This is a genomic window from Labrenzia sp. CP4 (assembly GCF_001579905.1).
GTDB classification, from domain to species: domain Bacteria; phylum Pseudomonadota; class Alphaproteobacteria; order Rhizobiales; family Stappiaceae; genus Roseibium; species Roseibium algicola.
Genome location: NZ_CP011927.1, coordinates 2382031 through 2399767, shown reverse-complemented (window position 1 = coordinate 2399767; position 17737 = coordinate 2382031). Strand labels below are relative to the sequence as shown.

20 protein-coding genes are annotated in these 17737 nt (G+C 59.7%); 8 read left to right on the top strand and 12 right to left on the bottom strand.

All coding sequences use genetic code 11. From position 1 onward, the window contains the following. Positions 1-27 precede the first annotated feature (27 nt). Positions 28-261 carry a BolA family transcriptional regulator gene (locus ACP90_RS11130; protein ID WP_006932469.1) on the top strand — a complete coding sequence of 78 codons (234 nt, stop codon included), beginning with the start codon at positions 28-30 and terminating at the stop codon, positions 259-261. An 89-nt stretch (positions 262-350) separates the two neighbouring features. After that, complete coding sequence (gene grxD, locus ACP90_RS11125; protein WP_023000869.1) at positions 351-686, top strand: Grx4 family monothiol glutaredoxin; 336 nt, start codon at positions 351-353, stop codon at positions 684-686. Between the two features lie 246 nt (positions 687-932). On the opposite strand, the gene ACP90_RS28220 is transcribed toward grxD, so the two are convergent. Then, entirely contained in the window at positions 933-1325 is a 393-nt protein-coding gene (locus ACP90_RS28220) for a hypothetical protein (protein ID WP_145915754.1), read from the bottom strand. 60 nt (positions 1326-1385) lie between these two features. Between ACP90_RS28220 and ACP90_RS11120 the strand changes: the two genes are divergently transcribed. Then, positions 1386-1667 carry a hypothetical protein gene (locus tag ACP90_RS11120; protein ID WP_023000868.1) on the top strand — a complete coding sequence of 94 codons (282 nt, stop codon included), beginning with the start codon at positions 1386-1388 and terminating at the stop codon, positions 1665-1667. Between the two features lie 157 nt (positions 1668-1824). On the opposite strand, the gene ACP90_RS11115 is transcribed toward ACP90_RS11120, so the two are convergent. Then, on the bottom strand, positions 1825-3405 hold the full coding sequence (locus ACP90_RS11115; protein WP_208992479.1) for a DUF427 domain-containing protein: 1581 nt from the start codon (positions 3403-3405) through the stop codon (positions 1825-1827). Between the two features lie 205 nt (positions 3406-3610). Between ACP90_RS11115 and ACP90_RS11110 the strand changes: the two genes are divergently transcribed. From ACP90_RS11110 to ACP90_RS11095, 4 genes are all read left to right on the top strand, one after another. After that, positions 3611-3964 (top strand): hypothetical protein, encoded by a 354-nt coding sequence (locus ACP90_RS11110; RefSeq protein WP_062488373.1) that lies wholly within the window; start codon positions 3611-3613, stop codon positions 3962-3964. A gap of 118 nt (positions 3965-4082) precedes the next feature. Next, on the top strand, positions 4083-4364 hold the full coding sequence (locus tag ACP90_RS11105) for a hypothetical protein (protein ID WP_062488372.1): 282 nt from the start codon (positions 4083-4085) through the stop codon (positions 4362-4364). Continuing rightward, positions 4357-4821: a DUF411 domain-containing protein gene (locus tag ACP90_RS11100; protein WP_055655078.1), complete on the top strand. Its 465-nt coding sequence runs from the start codon at positions 4357-4359 to the stop codon at positions 4819-4821. The genes ACP90_RS11105 and ACP90_RS11100 overlap by 8 nt, the downstream gene beginning before the upstream one ends. A 79-nt stretch (positions 4822-4900) precedes the next feature. Continuing rightward, on the top strand, positions 4901-5491 hold the full coding sequence (locus ACP90_RS11095) for a L,D-transpeptidase (protein WP_077292536.1): 591 nt from the start codon (positions 4901-4903) through the stop codon (positions 5489-5491). Between the two features lie 93 nt (positions 5492-5584). Here the strand turns inward: ACP90_RS11095 and ACP90_RS11090 are convergent, their stop codons facing one another. Together ACP90_RS11090 and ACP90_RS11085 are read right to left on the bottom strand one after the other, a co-directional pair. Then, positions 5585-7009 (bottom strand): aldehyde dehydrogenase family protein, encoded by a 1425-nt coding sequence (locus ACP90_RS11090; RefSeq protein ID WP_062488370.1) that lies wholly within the window; start codon positions 7007-7009, stop codon positions 5585-5587. After that, the gene (locus ACP90_RS11085) at positions 7006-8001 is read right to left on the bottom strand and encodes an NAD(P)-dependent oxidoreductase (RefSeq protein WP_062488369.1); all 996 of its coding nucleotides are present in this window, start codon (positions 7999-8001) and stop codon (positions 7006-7008) included. The genes ACP90_RS11090 and ACP90_RS11085 overlap by 4 nt, the downstream gene beginning before the upstream one ends. Positions 8002-8115: 114 nt before the next feature. Here ACP90_RS11085 and ACP90_RS11080 point away from each other — a divergent pair, with 114 nt between their 5' ends. Continuing rightward, positions 8116-8994: a LysR substrate-binding domain-containing protein gene (locus tag ACP90_RS11080; protein ID WP_062488368.1), complete on the top strand. Its 879-nt coding sequence runs from the start codon at positions 8116-8118 to the stop codon at positions 8992-8994. 460 nt (positions 8995-9454) lie between these two features. Here the strand turns inward: ACP90_RS11080 and ttcA are convergent, their stop codons facing one another. The 8 genes from ttcA to ACP90_RS11040 form a co-directional block, all read right to left on the bottom strand. Further along, entirely contained in the window at positions 9455-10393 is a 939-nt protein-coding gene (gene ttcA / locus ACP90_RS11075) for a tRNA 2-thiocytidine(32) synthetase TtcA (protein ID WP_062488367.1), read from the bottom strand. A gap of 107 nt (positions 10394-10500) precedes the next feature. Further along, positions 10501-11883: an FGGY-family carbohydrate kinase gene (locus tag ACP90_RS11070; protein ID WP_062488366.1), complete on the bottom strand. Its 1383-nt coding sequence runs from the start codon at positions 11881-11883 to the stop codon at positions 10501-10503. Positions 11884-11889: 6 nt separating this feature from the next. Beyond that, entirely contained in the window at positions 11890-12204 is a 315-nt protein-coding gene (gene rhaM / locus ACP90_RS11065; RefSeq protein ID WP_062488365.1) for an L-rhamnose mutarotase, read from the bottom strand. Positions 12205-12207: 3 nt separating this feature from the next. Beyond that, positions 12208-13224: an ABC transporter permease gene (locus ACP90_RS11060; protein ID WP_062488364.1), complete on the bottom strand. Its 1017-nt coding sequence runs from the start codon at positions 13222-13224 to the stop codon at positions 12208-12210. After that, positions 13221-14204, bottom strand: coding sequence for an ABC transporter permease (locus tag ACP90_RS11055; protein WP_055655090.1), 984 nt, complete (start codon positions 14202-14204; stop codon positions 13221-13223). Before ACP90_RS11055 ends, ACP90_RS11060 begins: the two co-directional genes overlap by 4 nt. Beyond that, positions 14201-15754: a sugar ABC transporter ATP-binding protein gene (locus tag ACP90_RS11050; protein ID WP_062491530.1), complete on the bottom strand. Its 1554-nt coding sequence runs from the start codon at positions 15752-15754 to the stop codon at positions 14201-14203. Before ACP90_RS11050 ends, ACP90_RS11055 begins: the two co-directional genes overlap by 4 nt. Positions 15755-15855: 101 nt before the next feature. Next, on the bottom strand, positions 15856-16848 hold the full coding sequence (gene rhaS / locus ACP90_RS11045) for a rhamnose ABC transporter substrate-binding protein (protein ID WP_023000853.1): 993 nt from the start codon (positions 16846-16848) through the stop codon (positions 15856-15858). Between the two features lie 55 nt (positions 16849-16903). Then, a complete protein-coding gene (locus ACP90_RS11040) occupies positions 16904-17710 on the bottom strand; it encodes a DeoR/GlpR family DNA-binding transcription regulator (RefSeq protein ID WP_062491528.1) in 807 nt (268 codons plus the stop codon). Between the last annotated feature and the right edge of the window lie 27 nt (positions 17711-17737).

The window sequence follows — 17737 nt, the reverse complement described above, 5'->3', positions numbered from 1 at the left end:
GGAACTTAACAACAGGACGGACGCACGATGCCGATGAACGCAAATGAGATCGAGACCCTGATCAAGGCGGCTTTGCCCGATGCTCAGGTCGAGATCCGGGATTTGGCTGGAGACGGCGATCACTATGCAGCGAATGTTGTCTCGGAATCCTTCCGGGGCAAGAGCCGCGTGCAGCAGCATCAGCTGGTTTACGAGGCACTGAAAGGCAACATGGGCGGCGCTTTGCACGCCCTCGCCCTTCAGACCAAGGCACCGGATTGAGTTGACACATTGCCGCGCAGGCAGCGCGAGCACTTGAATCTGCCGCCGGATCTCGCCAGATAGGCGGCAAAGAGACAAAGGACGGACCCATGAGCATCCAGGACTGGATCAAGAACGAAGTCGACACCAACGACGTTGTGCTTTTCATGAAAGGCACGCCGAACTTCCCGCAGTGCGGTTTTTCCGGTCAGGTCGTACAGATCCTTGACTATGTTGGCGCTCCTTACAAAGGCATCAACGTTCTGGAAGACGACGATCTGCGCCAGGGCATCAAGGAATTCACCAACTGGCCGACTATTCCGCAGCTCTACGTGAAGGGTGAATTCGTCGGCGGCTGTGACATCATCCGCGAAATGTTCCAGAATCAGGAACTGCAGGGCCTTCTCACCGAAAAAGGCATCGAGACCACTCAGCAGACCGCCTGAGCCGGCTGCAGGTTCCGATCGAGGCTTTCAAGGGGCGGTTCTACCGCCCCTTTTTCGTGTCTCAGGGTGCTGCAATGGTAGTAATCCGGAAATGGAGAGCCGGGTTGCGGCATGAAACGACCGGGATCCCTGACCGCAGGTGGCTCTCCGATCCCGGCTCGCGCTTCGCTTGTCCGGGATGACGATGGTGAGGGAGAGAGCCGGGCGACGGTTCAAGATGCGCTTTTTGGTGTGTTGAGTTGCGCCTCACCTTCCCGTCATTCCGGACAAGTGAGGCAACGCCGAACGCCGATCCGGAATCCAGACATTTTTCGCGCCCGAGGCGCGGCCTTCCATTGAAATAAAGAGTTCGCTTTGCTCACGATGACATCTGGTTTCCGGATCGGCGCGCAGCTTCGCCGGACTTGTCCGGAATGACGGGTGCCATAAGGCACTCCGGAACCATTCGCCGGGTAAATCAGAATGATGCCAATCGGGCTCAAACCCCGTCAAAACCACTTGGACTTGCACTTTATCCAATGTTAACCGGAATCGGTTGCGGTCGAATGCAGGCACCATCTCGGCAAAAATTGCCGAATCACCTAAGCTGAACGCAAGGTGAATGCGGATTTCAGGGTGAGTATAGGTGCGTTCCGCCATTCTCCGACCATATCGCAGGGCTCTATCAAACAACGGAGCCGGGAAATGGGACCGGGGACAATGAACAAGATTGCAGTTGCTGCCACCTCCACTTTCGTTCTGGCACTTGTCGGAGCCGGCATCGTCATGTCCGGTGGCGTAAAGACCGACGGCGAACTGCGCCGCGTCGACTGCCAGGCGCTCACCATGTTTACTCCAGCCAAAGCCAAGAGTGCTGAAGAACTTTGCGCCAACTACGGCGGTGTTGCACTGAAGGATGCCGAGCCCAGCAAGGAAGGCCTCGTAATCCTTGTCCGCAACCAGCCGATGGGCGGATTTGACGGAGAACACACCGTCCGCTGAATTCCGGCGCGCTTCAGGCTGAGCGTTCGCTCGCTCAGCACTTGGCAGATGGTGACAGGCATCCCCCAAAACGGGGCCGCATCCCTAATAGATCTGTGAAACAAGAGCGGAAAACGACTTTGTAAGCTGGCCGACTTGAAGAATTCAGGTCTTTTGCTCAGTCATCCCGCGTCGTGACCGCATGCGCTGCCACAGGCCCGGCGACATTGTGCAGGTCGACCGATCCGAGCGGGATCGACGGCAGCCCTGCTTCCAGGGCCACTTCGGCCGTCGCAACGATCTCCTGCCCGATAACCTTGCCGTAATCCCCAAGTCGTGCCGCGATGTTGGCTGCATGGCCAATTACCGTGAAATCAAGCCGCTCCCTTGATCCGACGTTGCCGTAGGTGACCTCACCAAAGGCGATGCCGATGGCACAGTGCATGGAGATGCCCTGTGTGTCCGGGTCTGGCACCTTCAGACGGCGAACGATCTCCTCGGCACTGGCAACTGCTTGCCGGCAGGCCTCTTCCAGGCCGACGCCCGCTGGGAAAATCGCCAGCACTGCATCGCCGATAAATTTCAGGACCTCGCCTTCATGCGCGTTGACGATGTCGGTCGTGACTTCGAAGAAACGGTTGAGTTCACCGACATAGGCTTGCCGGCCAAGCTCCGTTTCGAGCCGAGTGGAATGCCTGAGGTCGCAGAACAGGATCGCCGCGTCGATGACATCGCCGTCCCCACGCCGGATATCGCCGCCCAGAACCCGCGCGCCTGTCCGCTTGCCCAGATAGGTTTCCAGAAGGGATGTCGCGTTCGATGTCAGAGCAAATACCTCGAAAAGCCGGCTGATAAGGGCCGAACATTCGAACACCAGTCCGAGGTTTGCCGTGGTGAAACCGGCAGGATGATCCGAAGCGAGGGTCATCACATTGATCCGCCCGTCGGAAAAAGGCAGCGGCATGGCGACATAGTCGGTTACGCCCTGCTGCCTCAGGTCTTCCATGATCGGGAAATTGAACTCGTCGGGGTTCGAATCGATCTTTTGCCGAATGCCTCCCAAACCGTCGGCCACATGCTGAAGCGGGCTCAGGCGAAAGGCCGGGCTCTCCAGTGTCTCGTAGGACGGAGCAAAGCTCTGCACGGTATCGTCGTCGCGCGTCCACACATAATGACGGCCGGCAATCATCGGGTGCAGTGACCAGATCAGGATGCTGATTCGGCAGACGGCTATCCCGTCCTCCACCAGTTTCCGGCCAAGGGCGGCTGTAAGTTCTTCCGGCGTTTTCGCGGCCCAGGCTTCGCGCAGCAGCCAATCGACCGTAGGCCCTGTAATGTTCCCGACAGGCAACGGATCAATCGGGGCGCCCTGAAAATCGACCCGGCTCGCCACTCCCGGCATAAAGGCCACAAGGCCATCAACAGCCTTACCTTCCGGCAACGCATTGAGATAACTCCAGGCGCCGTTCTCCAGCGTTTCGTTGCCGACCCGGACGTGGCTGTAGCTAGCCGTTCCCTTGAACGGGCAGAAGGTTCTGCGCTCCGGAGCCGGTTCGAGGTCTGCCAGAACGTCGTCGCGCGGGAAATAGATCGCAGGTGCAAGCCGGGTTTCATACATCACCCGCGCCTTTGAAGACCGCGCCAGCAACTGGTCCCCCCGCCAGGCCGTCACTTCGCCGGCAAGCGGCTCCACAAGGATCCCGTAGTCGTTCGAGGTTTGCTGCGCGTGCACGGTCATGAAAAAAGAGATATGGAACACATGGCGAGCTGTCCAGTGCACATGAACGCGCCCCCTCTGCTCACACCTGTGTGGCGCGCCCCAGTCGCCGACACTTGCAAAAAACGCATAGGTGGTACCCGGGGCAGACTCCGTGGCAAGCCACGGTTTGACCTCAATTCGCGATTACGCGCTTGTGAGCAGCCAAGGTATGGAAATTGAGACCCCTGTCGGGTACTGAGATTGAATGCGCAACGTCTTGATCACATTGTTGATCTGCTTTTTTGCCGGGGTCACAACCGCCGCAGCCTACACGCATGTTCCAAAGAGCATTCGCGCTCTGGAACGCTCGATGGCGGTGGAAACGGACCTGGCCGCAAAGACGGTGCAATTTACCGCGCATCATGCCCAATGTTGCCAACCGGACAGCCAGACCGGAAAAACCACCAAACCCTTCGGGTGCGGCCCGGATTGCCTGTCTCATTTCTCCGTTGTGGCGCTGCAATTCCAATCCGCGGTGACCGGGCCGGAAACCACGTCACCTCCCGTCCTGACGGACGCTCTGCCGTCCGCGGAAGATCAACCTCCCATTAAAGGCTGACAATCCAACGGAACACAAAGTTCCGGCTTAGCCAACACTATTGGAAGGTTGAACGACATCTTGCCGGGGCACAATTGACCGGCATGAGAACAGTTCGCCTGAAAGACAGGAAAAAATCATGAGTCTTCAGGAAAACGGTACACAGGCATCCTATGCCGCGCCTGCATTTCGAATTCGGAAACATCTGAACAGGAACAATCTCTTCATGTTCGGCTGCTGCCTGCTGATGGCGGTGGTGACCGGTCTGCTGATCGTTTCTGCACCGACCGGACTGACGGCTGGTGAAGCGTTGCTGCTGGCCGTGCCGATGTTCGGCTGCGTCGCCATGCATGTGATTCTGCATCGTGTCATGGGCAAGCCATGCCATGTGTACGCACGAAAGGAGGCCGACCATGTCTAGGAGACCTTTCGCTTTTGCACTTGCCGGTGGGTTCCTGGCCTTGTCCTCGGTCGCCTGGGCTGCGGAAGACAACACAATCACGGTCTACAAGTCACCCTGGTGCGGTTGTTGCGAGCTGTGGACCGAGGCTGTCGAGGCTGCCGGCTACAAGGTCGCCGTTCACGATATGGAAGACCTGAGCTCCATCAAGGCGCAGGCAGGCATTCCGGACGACATGCAGGCCTGCCACACGGCGGTGACCGGCGGTGACCGGAAATACATCATCGAAGGACACGTGCCGCTGGAAGCGGTTGAAAAAATGCTGTCGGAGCGTCCGGACATTCGCGGCATCGCGGTTCCGGGCATGCCCCAGGGGTCGCTCGGCATGGGCGACGACCCGACGGCGCAATACACGGTTTACACCCTCGGCCAAAATCCGGCCGATCCTCCCGTCCCTTATCTAGAAACAGGCCAGTAGCCTTCAAATGACGAACCTTACAAGAAGATCATTTCTTGCCGGGTCGGCGAGCCTTACAGGGCTCGCCGTCAGCGGCTGTATGACGACCGCTCCCCAGCAGCCACTTGCCCCCTGGCAGGATCCGTCTGTCCTTGCCATGTACCGTGCGATGCCGGAAGAGCAGTTTCCGATCCCTGCTCCGGATTTGAAGAAGGTACCGGAACGCTACTACCGCAAACAGGTCGATTATCAGACCAGCGAGAAGGTCGGTACGCTGGTCGTCGATACCAGCAACTACTACCTCTACCTCGTCCAGGAAAACGGCAAGGCGATGCGCTACGGCGTCGGCCTGGGTCGTGCCGGGTTCGAATGGTCCGGCCGTGCGCGGATCGCCCGCAAGGCCGCCTGGCCCAAATGGACACCGCCGGAAGAGATGATCCAGCGGCAGCCGGAACTGGAAAAATGGAGTTGGCGTAACGGCGGCATGCCCCCGGGCATCGAAAACCCGCTGGGTGCAAGAGCGCTCTACATCTTCCAGGGCAACAAGGATACGCTCTACCGCATCCACGGCACGGGCGAATACTGGACCATCGGTTCTGCGGTTTCCAGTGGCTGTGTCCGCCTGATCAACCAGGACGTCATCGATCTTTACAGCCGGGTTGCTGACGGATCCCAGATCGTCGTTTTGTAAGGTTCAAGACACGCTTGCAGAAAAGGGGCCGGCCAGCCGGTCCCTTCGCCATCTCCAGCCATCAGCAATGGCTGGTGCGTCCGCTGCCTGGTATCAGCCTGTAATGGCTTTCAGTTCCAGAAAGTCTTCCAGGCCGAATTCGCCATATTCGCGGCCATTGCCGGACTGTTTGTAACCGCCGAACGGCACATCCCAGTCCGGGCTGTTGCCGTTGATATAGACGCTGCCCGCACGCAGTTTGCGGGCTACGCGCTTCGCCCGTTCCGGATCGCCGGTCTGGATATAGGCGGCAAGGCCGTAAGGCGTATCGTTGGCAATCGCGACAGCCTCCTCTTCCGTGTCGAACGGGATCATCACCAACACGGGCCCGAAGATCTCGTTACGGGCAATCGACATCTGGTTGGTAACATCGGCAAAGACTGTCGGCTGAACGAAATACCCTGTCTCGAACCCCTTCGGTTTGCCTGGACCTCCGGCAACAAGGCGGGCACCGTCTGCCAGACCGCGCTCGATATGACCCTGGATCTTTTCGTATTGCAGGTCACTGATCACCGGCCCGATGTGATCTCCCTCCTCCGCCGGATCCCCGACCTTGGTTTCCGCTGCAATCTTTCCGGCAAGCGCAATAGCCTCGTCATAGACGCTTCGCTCCACGAGCAGACGGGTCGGTGCATCGCAGGACTGGCCCGTGTTGGAAAAGCAGCCCGACAGCGACGTGCGCAGGGCCGTTTCCAGGTCCGCATCCGCAAAGAGCAGGTTGGCCGACTTGCCGCCGAGCTCCAGAGCAACACGCTTGACGGTCGGTGCAGCATTCTGACTGACCGCGACGCCGGCACGGGTCGAACCGGTAAAGGACATCATGTCGATATCCGGATGCGAGGACATTGCAGATCCGACGCCCGGCCCATCGCCATTTACCAGATTGAAAACACCAGCCGGGCAGCCGGCCTCATCCAGGATCTCGGCGAAGAGAAGCCCGGAGAGAGGCGCAATTTCACTTGGCTTCAGCACCATGGTGCAACCAGCAGCAAGCGCGGGCGCGACCTTTGCCGCAATCTGGTTGATCGGCCAGTTCCAGGGTGTGATCAAGCCACAAACGCCAATCGGCTCGTGCCGCAGCACGCTGCCGCCACGCGGGCTCGGACGTTCGAACACATGATGCTTCAGAGCTTCCAGCGTCGCTTCCAGGTGGCCGGATCCGGCAGGCGTCTGGCTGCCGCGCGCAAAGCTGCGCGGTGCCCCCATTTCAAGCCGGATCGCTTCGTCCATTTCCTCCGACCGGCGATGGTAGATCGCGATGACACGCTCAAGAAGCGCGGCACGTTCCTCGACACTTGTTTCCGACCAGGTTGCAAATGCGGCCTTGGCTGCGGCAACCGCCTTGTCCACATCGGCGGCACTGCCCAGGGAGATCACGGCAACCGGCTTTTCCGTTGCCGGGTTGATCACCTCGAGCGTTTTTGCCTCGACCGGATCGACCCAGGATCCACCGATATAGAACTGCCGCTTTTCAATCATCCGCCTGCTGCTTCCCGTCTGTTCAGTTTCATGTCGTCGCCACTTCTTGGCATAACCTCATATCCGGCTTCTTCCGGCTCCTCGTCAACCATCTCATCCGGAAAACCCGGTGCCCGGATATCAAGACCGGTTGCATCTTCAAGACGTTTGATGATGTTGGGCGACAATTCCCGCGGACCATAGCGGTTGATCCCGTCTGCAAAAATCCGGTTGAGAAGCGGCGACACTTCCAGCGGCACCTGATGATCGTCTGCGATTTTCTGGAACAGGCCGATGTCCTTGGCAACAAGATCCATGGTGAAGGAGATGTCGCGCGAGCCGTTGAGGATGACCTGGCTCTCCGTTTCATGGACGAACGAGTTACCTGAGGAAATCCGGATTGCCTCGTAAGCCGTGCCAAGATCCATTCCGGCTGCCTTGCAGGTGGTCAGCGCTTCGACCAAAGACACCAGATTGGCAGTGGCCAGATAGTTCGTGACGACTTTCAGAACGGATGCCGAGCCGATTTCGCCGGTGTGCAGCACGCGCCGCCCCAGAACGGTCAGGAGCGGCAGCATGCGCTCGAAGGTTTCCCGCGGACACCCGGCAAAGATCGAGATATTTCCGGTAGCAGCCCTGTGGCAGCCGCCCGAAACCGGGCATTCGATCGCCTCCGCTCCTCTGGCGACGACAAGCCCTGCCAGACGGCGCACTTCGCCGGCGTCCGTTGTCGACATTTCCGCCCAGATCCTGCCCGGGCCAATACCTTCCAGAATACCGTCCGGACCTTCCACGACCGCAGCACAGGCTGCCGGACTGGGCAGGCAGGTGATGACGACATCGCAGCTTTCTGCAAGCTCCTTCGGGCTTTCACCGCGTCTGGCTCCCCTGGCCGCAAAGCTTTCCATAAGCAGCGGATTGAGGTCCAGCACCATGACCTCAAGACCGTTGCGCAGCAGGCTGCCAGCCAGTTTGCCGCCGACATTGCCCAATCCGATGAAACCGACCTGCATGAGAAGCGCCTTTCGTGAAACAGGGTTTCATGCCTTCACTTTGCGCCTCGCCTATGAAATAGAGAAATGATATTAATTCAGCTAATTACCAAATTATTTTTATGAATGAAGAGAATGTCGGCACTCCCCAATCTCGTATGGCTGAGAAGCTTCGAAGCCGTCAGCCGGCTGGGCGGCTTCACCGCAGCGGGCGCGGAACTCGGCCTCACCCAGGCCGCTGTCAGCACGCACATCAGCGCACTGGAAAGCCAGCTCGGCCATCAGCTTTTCGAACGCACGACGCGAAAGCTGGAGCTTACCGCCAGCGGCCGGGCATATCTGCCGTCGGTACGCAAGGCCTTGCAGGACCTTGCCGTCTCCACGGACAGCCTCTTCGGCAACCGAACGGCCGGCTCCGTAACCATTCGGGCGCCGATTTCCGAAACTGTTCTCATCATCGCCCCTGCCCTGGCGGAGTTTCAGAAGACCCATCCTGAACTGGACATTCGGCTCTTGTCGGCAATCTGGGCCGACACAGCCCTTGAGACCGGCACCGACATCGAGATCCGCCTCGGCACAGGCAATTGGCCAGGTGCGCATGCAGAACCGCTGGGGCCGGAAAAGATCGTGCCGGTGTGTCATCCAGCGCTGGCCGAAAGATTGAAGGATCCGGCGGATCTGATGGATCTTCCACGCATTCACATTCTCGGCTTCGACGATCACTGGCCACGTTTTTTCGAAGCTCAGTCCCTCACGCAGCCATCCGGACACTCGGGCGTCACTGTCGACACCTCCCTCGCGGCGGTTGAACTGGCGGCTGTCGGCGGCGGTGTCGCCCTGCTGCTGGGCAAGGTTGCAGCCCGGCTGGCGGGAAGCGGACGGCTGACGACCCCTCTGGACCCGGGGCTGCCTTCCATGCGCACCCATTACCTGCTGAACCGGGACAATTCCTCACCGCGAAAACCGGCGGTTCAACGGGTGGAAACCTGGCTGCGAGACCTGTTTGCAGCATAGGCCGGTGGCTATTCCGGTGAGGTCAAGCGCTCACCTGCGCGCTGGAAGTGGGCAAGAGGCTCATATCGATTTCAATAGGTGCACGTCTCCGCGTTCACAGGCACTCACCCCAGCGAAAAACCGATAAGATTTTGAAATACATTTCTTTTTAGAGGTCCAATCGCAGGGCATACTGCATCCCGGTCTTGTCGCTGGTGCGACAAACCGGGATGACAAGCCAAGGACGTGTGACAATGACTGAGCAGGCTGAGCTGCGAGATCATCCCTGTCAGTGCCCCCCTCGTCATGCCATGGCTCGACCATGGCATCCATGCCGATGCAAAACGACACGGCAACGCCTATCGATTTGGAAAGGCCAGGGAATGGATTGCCGGATCAAGTCCGGCAATGACGGGGAGCGTGGGGGATAAGGAATAGGGCTATCTGAACGCCGTTGTTACCGCGGATGCGCCTCAGAAGGTCACTCCGCTGCGAACAGCTTTGCCGTCATCGCCAAGCTTGCGCCACAGGGTTCTTCTGCTTCGCCGCTCACCTCTACCCCGCCCTCGGCAGGGCGCAGGTTGACGAAGTCGTAGAGCGAGCGGTCGAGGAGATGCGACGGCCGGGTGTGGCCGAGGGCGCGGGCCATGACGCCGAGGCGTCCCGGCGTTGCCTTTTCCCAGCCCTGCAGCATGCGTTTGACTTCCTCGCGCTGCAGGCCGTCCTGCGAGCCACAGAGATTGCAGGGAATGATCGGGAACTGCATGCCATTGGCAAAGCGTGCGATGTCGCTTTCAGCAGAATAGGCAAGCGGGCGGAGCACCAAAAGATCACCCTCGTCGTTGATCAGCTTGGGCGGCATGGAGGCCAGACGGCCACCGTGGAAGAGGTTCATGAAGAACGTCTCCAGAATATCTTCCCGGTGATGGCCGAGCACGATGGCCTCGCAGCCCTGCTCCCGTGCGATCCGGTAGAGAATTCCGCGGCGCAGGCGCGAACACAGCGAACAATAGGTGCGGTGCTCGGGGATCTTGTCGGTGACAATGGAATAGGTGTCTTCGCGCACGATGATGTGCTCGATACCGTTGTCCTCGAAGAATTTCGGCAGGATGTCCGCCGGAAAGCCGGGCTGCGCCTGATCGAGATTGCAGGCGATCAGGTCGACCGGCAGCAGCCCCCGCCATTTCAGTTCGACCAGCACCGCCAGCAGCGTGTAACTGTCCTTGCCACCCGACAGGCAGACCAGCCACTTCGGCCGCTTTTCCTGGGAAGCCCCTTCCGGCAGCATCCCGAAGTCGGCAATCGCCTCACGCGCCTGGCGCAAGAGGCGCTTTCTCAGCTTCTTGAACTCGACGCTCGCAGGTGCATTGCGAAGCAACGCGGGTACGTCGATGTCGGTACTGTCGGCAATATCGTTCATTTGAGAAGCTCGGCGGCTTGTTGGGTTCGCTGTCTTTGCGCTGACATAGCGGATCAAGGCTGCCGGGAAAAGGGAAAAGCCGTGCGTATCAGGGGATGGCAGTTCGCTCACTGGAGCTGTTCTTGCCATTTCCCAGCGTATTGCTTCAGCCGAGAGAGACGTTCGCCGCCGCGTCCGCGTGGGCCAGCCTGCTGCCGTTTTTCCGTATCACCCTCCGCTACCAGCAACGCGGCGCCGATACTGGTTCCGGTGAGCGACCCAGCCGATGCTTCAACCGGCCGCCCGGTCGCAGCCTCCAGCATGTCAAGGTAAAGCCCGTTTTGCGCGAACGGCCCCTCCACGACAATTGGACCTTCTGCACCGGTCATCGCCAGGCACTCCGCCGTCACCAGCGCCAGATAGAAAGACAAAGCCGCAAAGCACTCGCCGTCGGTCAGGAGCGTCTCGTCCACGCTCCAGTGATACTCGCTGGCCTGGAAAGGGCCGGAACGTGGGTCGACAGCGGGAAAAAGCATGATCTCGCGAGAAAGCACGGTATCAATCTGTTCTTCCGAACAGCCCTTTTCACGTCCCTTCAGGATCATGTCGAACTCACGCCCCCCCATGAACCTTGCCGAAGGCACAGGATCAGCGAAAGCGTTGACGTTGATCAGCGTGTCGCGGCACGGATCGAGGAGCACCCGACCACCTCCTATCGCCAGCACGATCACCCAGGTGCCGGTGGAGACGACCGAAAACGGAGGCTGTCGCAGGATCAGATGCGGATAAAGCGACGCGTTGGAATCGTGAATGCCGCAGGCGACCGGAATATCCTTCGGCAATCCGGTCCGGGCCACAACCTCCGGCAGGACGGACCCGAGACGATCACCCGCCTTGCGCACGGGAGCCATCTTCTCCTCCAGACCGAGGCGGTTCACTAACGAGGAGAACCGGTTTTCGGACGGGCACCACAGGTCTGTATGACAACCGAGTGAAGTTACCTCGTTGGAAAGAACGCCGGTGAGCTTGTAGGTCCAGTATTGCGGATAGGTCAGAACTGTAGCAACCCGGTCAAGCAGACCCGGGTCCGTTTTCAGTTGCCAATGGAGTTGCGCGCCCAGATTGAGGCCCATGCCAAGCCTGGGTGACCCGGTTTCCGCGAATTCCGGCCGGATCACATCATAGGCGGTCGCCAGGTCGTCCGGGCCGGAGAATTCATAGTCCAGCATTGGCGCGGCAAGGCTTCCTTCCGCGTCCAGAAGAACGGCGCTGGCACCATGCGTCGTCACCGACAGGGCATCGATACCATGGGCCTTGTGCAGCTCCCTCAGCGCGTCGCAGATGAAATCCCAGTGGCCTTCCAGGTCGAAATGCGGATAGGGCGGCCCCGGCAGGACCGTGTTGGGCCGCGTCAGGACGCCAAGTTCCCTGCGCTGGTCCAGATCGACCACGGCGACCTTGGCGTTGGTCTTGCCAATATCGATGACGCCCACATTCCGGATCGCTGCCATCAACGCTCAATCCATGTGAAAGACGGTTGTGAGCGGTGTTGCCGCTGGTTCGTTGTCCGGCTTCGTCGCCATAACATCGGCCATATGTGCCCACCATTTCCGCATCACCGGGTGGTTCGGCAGATCGTCCATCTTGTGACCATCCTGGCGCCAAAGCACGCCGAAGAGGATGTCGGTCTCGGGATCCAGATGAATTGAATAGTCGCTGATGCCCGCGTCTTTCAACAAGGCCACCAGTTCCGGCCAGATTTCGTCATGGCGCTTCCGGTATTCCGATTCCATGCCCGGATTGAGCTTCATCTTGAAGGCATATTTTTCCATGGTTCAGGCCTTCCGTTTTGCGAGAACCCGGTGGGCGATGCGCGGCAAGGCAATGACGGCAATCAGCAGCAGACCGATGAAGATCGACATGACGATGCCCGGTACGTTGAGCAGGCCAAACCCGAAGGTGACCATGCCCATGACGAAGGCAGCGATCACCACACCCGGAATGGAGCCGGAGCCACCGAGAATATTGACGCCGCCCAGCACCACCATTGTCACGATCTCAAGCTCCCAGCCGAAGGCAATCGATGGTCTTGTCGCCCCGAGGCGCGAGGTCAGGCAGATGGCGGCAACACCCGACATAAGGCCCGTGAGCAGGAAAAGTGCGAATTTGACCCGCGGCACGCGAATACCGGAAAAAAGCGCGCCGACAGGGTTGTTGCCGACGACATAGACCGCCCGGCCAAAGTTCGTCTTGTGCAGGATGACGGCAAAGACGATGGCCAGCAGAGCGAACAGGACGAACTCGAAAGAGATCACCCACCAGACGTAGCCCTGACCGAAAAAGGCAAAGTCGGACGGATAGCCGGTGTAGGCCTTGTCGCCGAGCACGATATAGGAAATGCCGCGGAACAGGCTCATGGTGCCGATGGTCACAACGATGGACGGCAGGCCGAAGCCGGTCACCAGGAAGCCGTTGAAAGCACCGCACAACAGCCCTGTGCCGAGGCCGATCATGACCAGAACCGGCGTATCGGCCCCCATCTGGACGGCAAAGCCCATGGCCGTGGACGAAAGTGCAATGATCGAGGCAACCGAAAGGTCGATCTCGCCGGAAATGATCAATAGCCCCATGGCAAAGGCAATCATCGCCTTTTCGGTGAAGTTGAAGGTCGCGTCGGAGAGGTTCCACGGATCAAGGAAATAGGGCGAAGCAAAGCTGTTCAGCGTGAAGACGGCGACGGCGACCACGAGTAGCAGCAGTTCCCAGCTCACCAGAAACCGCTGCAGCGGTGACTTAAGCCTGTCCGGGATCTGGCGCCCCTGCGCGCCGGTGTCTGGGGTGGCGAGGCTCATGCTGCGTGCTCCGCTTTTTTCAGGATCACCCGGCCCTTGGTCCGGTTGGACGTGGCGTTGAAGGCTACGGCGATGATGATTGCGCTGCCGGAAATCGCGAGTTGCCAGAAGGGCGAGATATTGATCACCGGAAGGGCGTTCTTGACGATACCGAGGAACAGCGCACCGAGCAGAGCCCCGCCGACAGACCCGATGCCGCCGGCAATCGAGATCCCGCCGATGACACAGGCCGCAACCACCTCAAGTTCGAAACCGCCGGCGATATCGACATAGGCAACGGCATAGCGGGCAACCCAGAGATAGCCGGTGAGACCGGCAAGCGCGCCGGAAATGACATAGGCCGCACATTGGGTGAGGCCGACATTGATGCCCGTATAGACCGCCGCGTGCGGATTGCCGCCCACGGCAAAGAAAGCCCTGCCGAGCGGCGTGCGCCCGACCAGAACGATGAACCCGATCACGACGGCGATCGCTATCCACGACAGAACCGGCAGACCGAGCACGACCTCACGCGGGAAGGCCTTGAAGGCGTCACTCATCTCATGGGCGTTGATCCACTCCCCGCCGGAAATGACGAAGATGATGCCCCGGTAGATGGTCATGGTGCCAAGGGTGACGACAATGGGCGGAATATCCAGCTTCCAGACAAGCAGTCCGTTTGCAAGCCCCATCAAGGCCCCAAGACAGATCGCCAGGGCCAGGATAACCGGCACCGGCAGACCGGGCATGGCCATGTTGAGCATGGCGACCACCATGCCGGTGAGCGCCAGGTTCGCGGCAACGGACAGATCGATACACCGGGTGAGGATCACCACCATCTGGCCGAGTGCCAGAATGATCAGCGGAGCCGTGTCGTTGAAGACATTTGCCAGGTTCGACGGAGCGACGAAGCCGGGAAAGCGAGTGGCGATGGCCAGCACCAGAACCAGGATGGCTCCGGCGAGAATGGTCTCGCGCGATTTCATCAGCGATCGGATCATGTGCGCACCTCCGTGATACCGGCAGCCGCCCGCACCAGATGTTCGGGCGACAGGTCTGCGCCTTCATATTCGGCGGCGATACGCCCTTCCCGCATCACAATCACCCGGTCGGACATGCCGAGAATTTCCGGAATTTCGGACGACACCATGATGACCGCCAGACCTTCGGCGGCCAGTTCCGCCATGAATTCATGCACCGCGGCCTTGGACCCGATGTCGATGCCCTTGGTCGGCTCGTCCAGGATGATCACCCTCGGCTTGGTCGCAAGCCATTTGGCGATGACAACCTTCTGCTGGTTGCCGCCTGAAAGTTCACCGATATCCTGGTCAAGAGCTGCTGCGCGCAAATCCAGCCGCCGCGTGTAGTCACGGGCCAGCTTGAATTCCTCCGCAAGCCGCAGGAACCCCTTGCGCGAGGTTTCCTTGAGCGACGGCAGCGAGACATTCTGGAAAATGGGCAGGCCCTTGATGGCCCCCTGTTTGCCCCGATCCTCCGGGACATAGACGATGCCCTGCCGGATGGCCTCGTTCGGATCGCGAATGACGGCGATCCTGTCGTCTATCCGGATTGCCCCCTTGGAAGGCCTGGTCACGCCGAACAGCGCCTGCATGAATTCGCTGCGCCCGGCCCCCACGAGGCCGTAAAACCCAAGGATCTCTCCCGCACGAAGCGTGAAACCGATGTCCTCGAATTCCGTCGGGTGGCAATAGCCGACAACCTTCAGCACTTCCTCACCCAGTTGCGGTGCCCGTTTCGGGAAAACCTGGTCGACCGACCGGCCGACCATGAGCTTGACCAGCTCCTGTTCGGAAACAGCCTCGATCTTGCCTTTGCCGACCATCTGGCCGTCCCGGAAAACCGTGTAGCGGTCCGCGATGCGGAAGATCTCGTCAAACTTGTGGCTGATGAAGAGGATCGCCTTGCCTTCGGCCTTCAGGCGTTCCACCAGCTCGTAGGTTTCCTCAATTTCCTTGTGGGAGAGCGAGGCGGTCGGCTCATCCATGATGACGATCTTGGCGTCGATGGAGAGCGCCCGGGCAATCGCCACCAGGTGCTTGTTGGCAATACCGAGATCCTTCAGCGTGACATTCGGATCGATCCTGGCGCCGATCCGGTCGAGCAGCGCTTGTGCCTTGCGCAGCATTTCCTTGCGGTCGATCAGCCCGAAACGGGTTTTCGGCGCATGGCCGATGAAAATGTTTTCCGCCACCGACAAATCATCGAAAAGGACGGTTTCCTGATGGATCGCCGTCACCCCTGCCCGGCCCGCGTCCTGGGCAGTGGGAAAGGAAACCGGTGTGCCGTTGATCGCGATTGCGCCCTCGTCCGGCTGATAGATGCCGGTCAGGATCTTCACGATGGTGGATTTACCCGCGCCGTTTTCCCCCACCAGGGCAGTAACTTCCCCCGGGAACAGCTCCAGCGATACTTCGGAAAGCGCCTTCACGCCCGGGAACGACTTGGAGATACCGCTGAGCGTCAGTACCGGCCCCGCGCCGTCATCCGTTTGCGGATGCGTGTCCGCTATGCCCTGCGTGTTCGCAAGCATGACCATTTCCCGGAGCCTGGAGTTTCGTTGCTGGTTTCAAAGACCCGGTGCGCATGGCACCGGGTCTGACATGTTTCTATCGTCCGGTCCTGGCGACCAGCTTAGAAAATGTCCTTGAAGTCGTCGATGTTGGAGCTGTCATAGACGAACGGGTCCGCCATCGCGCCTTCGTTGCTGTCGTTGAGCGTCAGCGTGCCCATACGGCCCATCGGAATTTCCGCACCCGGCTTTGCTTCCGCGGCGCCGGTGGACAGGTTGTAGGCCAGCATGGTTGCCGAATAGCCGAGATCGATCGGGTTCCAGATCGCGAAGGACTTGGATGCACCGGATGCGATGTGGCCAGCCATTTCTGACGGCAGGCCGAGCCCGGTCACGTTGACCTGTCCTGCTTTTTCGGCGTCGGAGACCGCCTGAGCTGCGGCAACGATGCCCACGGACGTCGGCGCGATGATCGCCTTCAGGTCCGGATAGGTCTGCATCAGGCCCTGGGCTTCACGGTAGGACTTGTCGGCAAGGTCATCACCATAGACGGTGGCGACCACGTTGATGCCCGGATAATTGTCCTTCACCTTGTTCATTTCCTCGATCCAGATGTTCTGGTTCGTGGCGGTTGCGGACGCGGACAGGACGGCGACATCACCGCCATCGGGCAGATGATCGGCGGCCAGCTTGATGATCATGTTGCCGATCAGCGGATTGGACGACGGATTGAGGTGAAGCTGGCGACCTTCCGGCGCAACGCCGCTGTCCCAGGAAATCACGGTAATGCCGCGGTCCATGGCTTTCTTCAGTGCCGGAACCAGGGCGTCCTGATCGTTGGCGGAGATTGCAATGGCATCCACCTTCTGGGCGATCAGCGCGTTGATGACCTCGATCTGACCTTCTGCGGTCGTGTCGGTCGGGCCGGTGTAGATGATCTCGACATCGCCGAGTTCCTTGGCAGCTTCTTCAGCGCCCTTGGCGGCAGCTTCAAAGAAGCCGATGCCGAGCGCCTTGACGACAAGGGCGATGCGTTTTTCCGCGGCACTGGCCGGTGCGGCGATGCAGACGGCGGCGACTGCTGTTGCCGCCAGAAGTGACTTGAGCAATTTCATGGTCTTCCTCCCTAAAGTGCTGCCGGCCCCTCCCAAGGTCCGGACAGTGTGCCGGCTACCCGTTCGAGGTTGCCTTGGTCTGTGCGGCGCTTGTTTCCGCCACGATCAGATGGATGTCGGCCTGTTCCAGCATGTTGGCCGCGCTGTCTGGGATCCTGTTATCGGTGATGACGGTGGAAATCCGCTCGAGCGGGCACAGGATCAGGCTGGAACGTGCGCTGAATTTCGATGAATCCGCCAGAACCACCAGTTCATCCGCCTGGCCGATCAGCTTCTGCTCGGCCTGAATGAGCAACGGATCGGCCTCCATGAGCCCAAGCGGCCCAAGCCCCTGAGCGCCCATGAACATGCGCGTCGCGTAGAAGTTCCGGGTCACGTCATTGTCGAAGGGGCTCAGGATGATGTTCTGTTCGCGATAGATCACCCCGCCCGAGAGCATGATGGTGTTCTTGGAATTCTTGAGGAGATGCTCGGCAATCGGAAACGAGTTGGTGAACACCTGGCAGCGCTTGGTTGCCAGTGGATGCACCATCTGAAAGGTGGTTGTGCCGCCGTTGATGATGATGGCATCGCCATCCTCGCACAGCTCCACCGCCTTTTGCGCGATTGCGCGTTTCTGAGCGATGTTGATCGTTTCGTTGACACTGAACGGACGCCCCGCCAGACCGACGAACTGCGGCGGATGAATGCTCTCCGCCCCTCCCCGCACACGGCGCAGCTTCTTCTGCACATGCAGCTGGGCAATATCACGACGGATGGTTGCTTCAGAGGAATCCGTCAACGCCACCAGTTCCTGTACCGTCACGACCGGACGATCCTGGACTGCGGACAATATGATCCTGTGGCGTTCTTTCTCGTGCATCTGGTCCTCCCATTGATCAAACGTTTC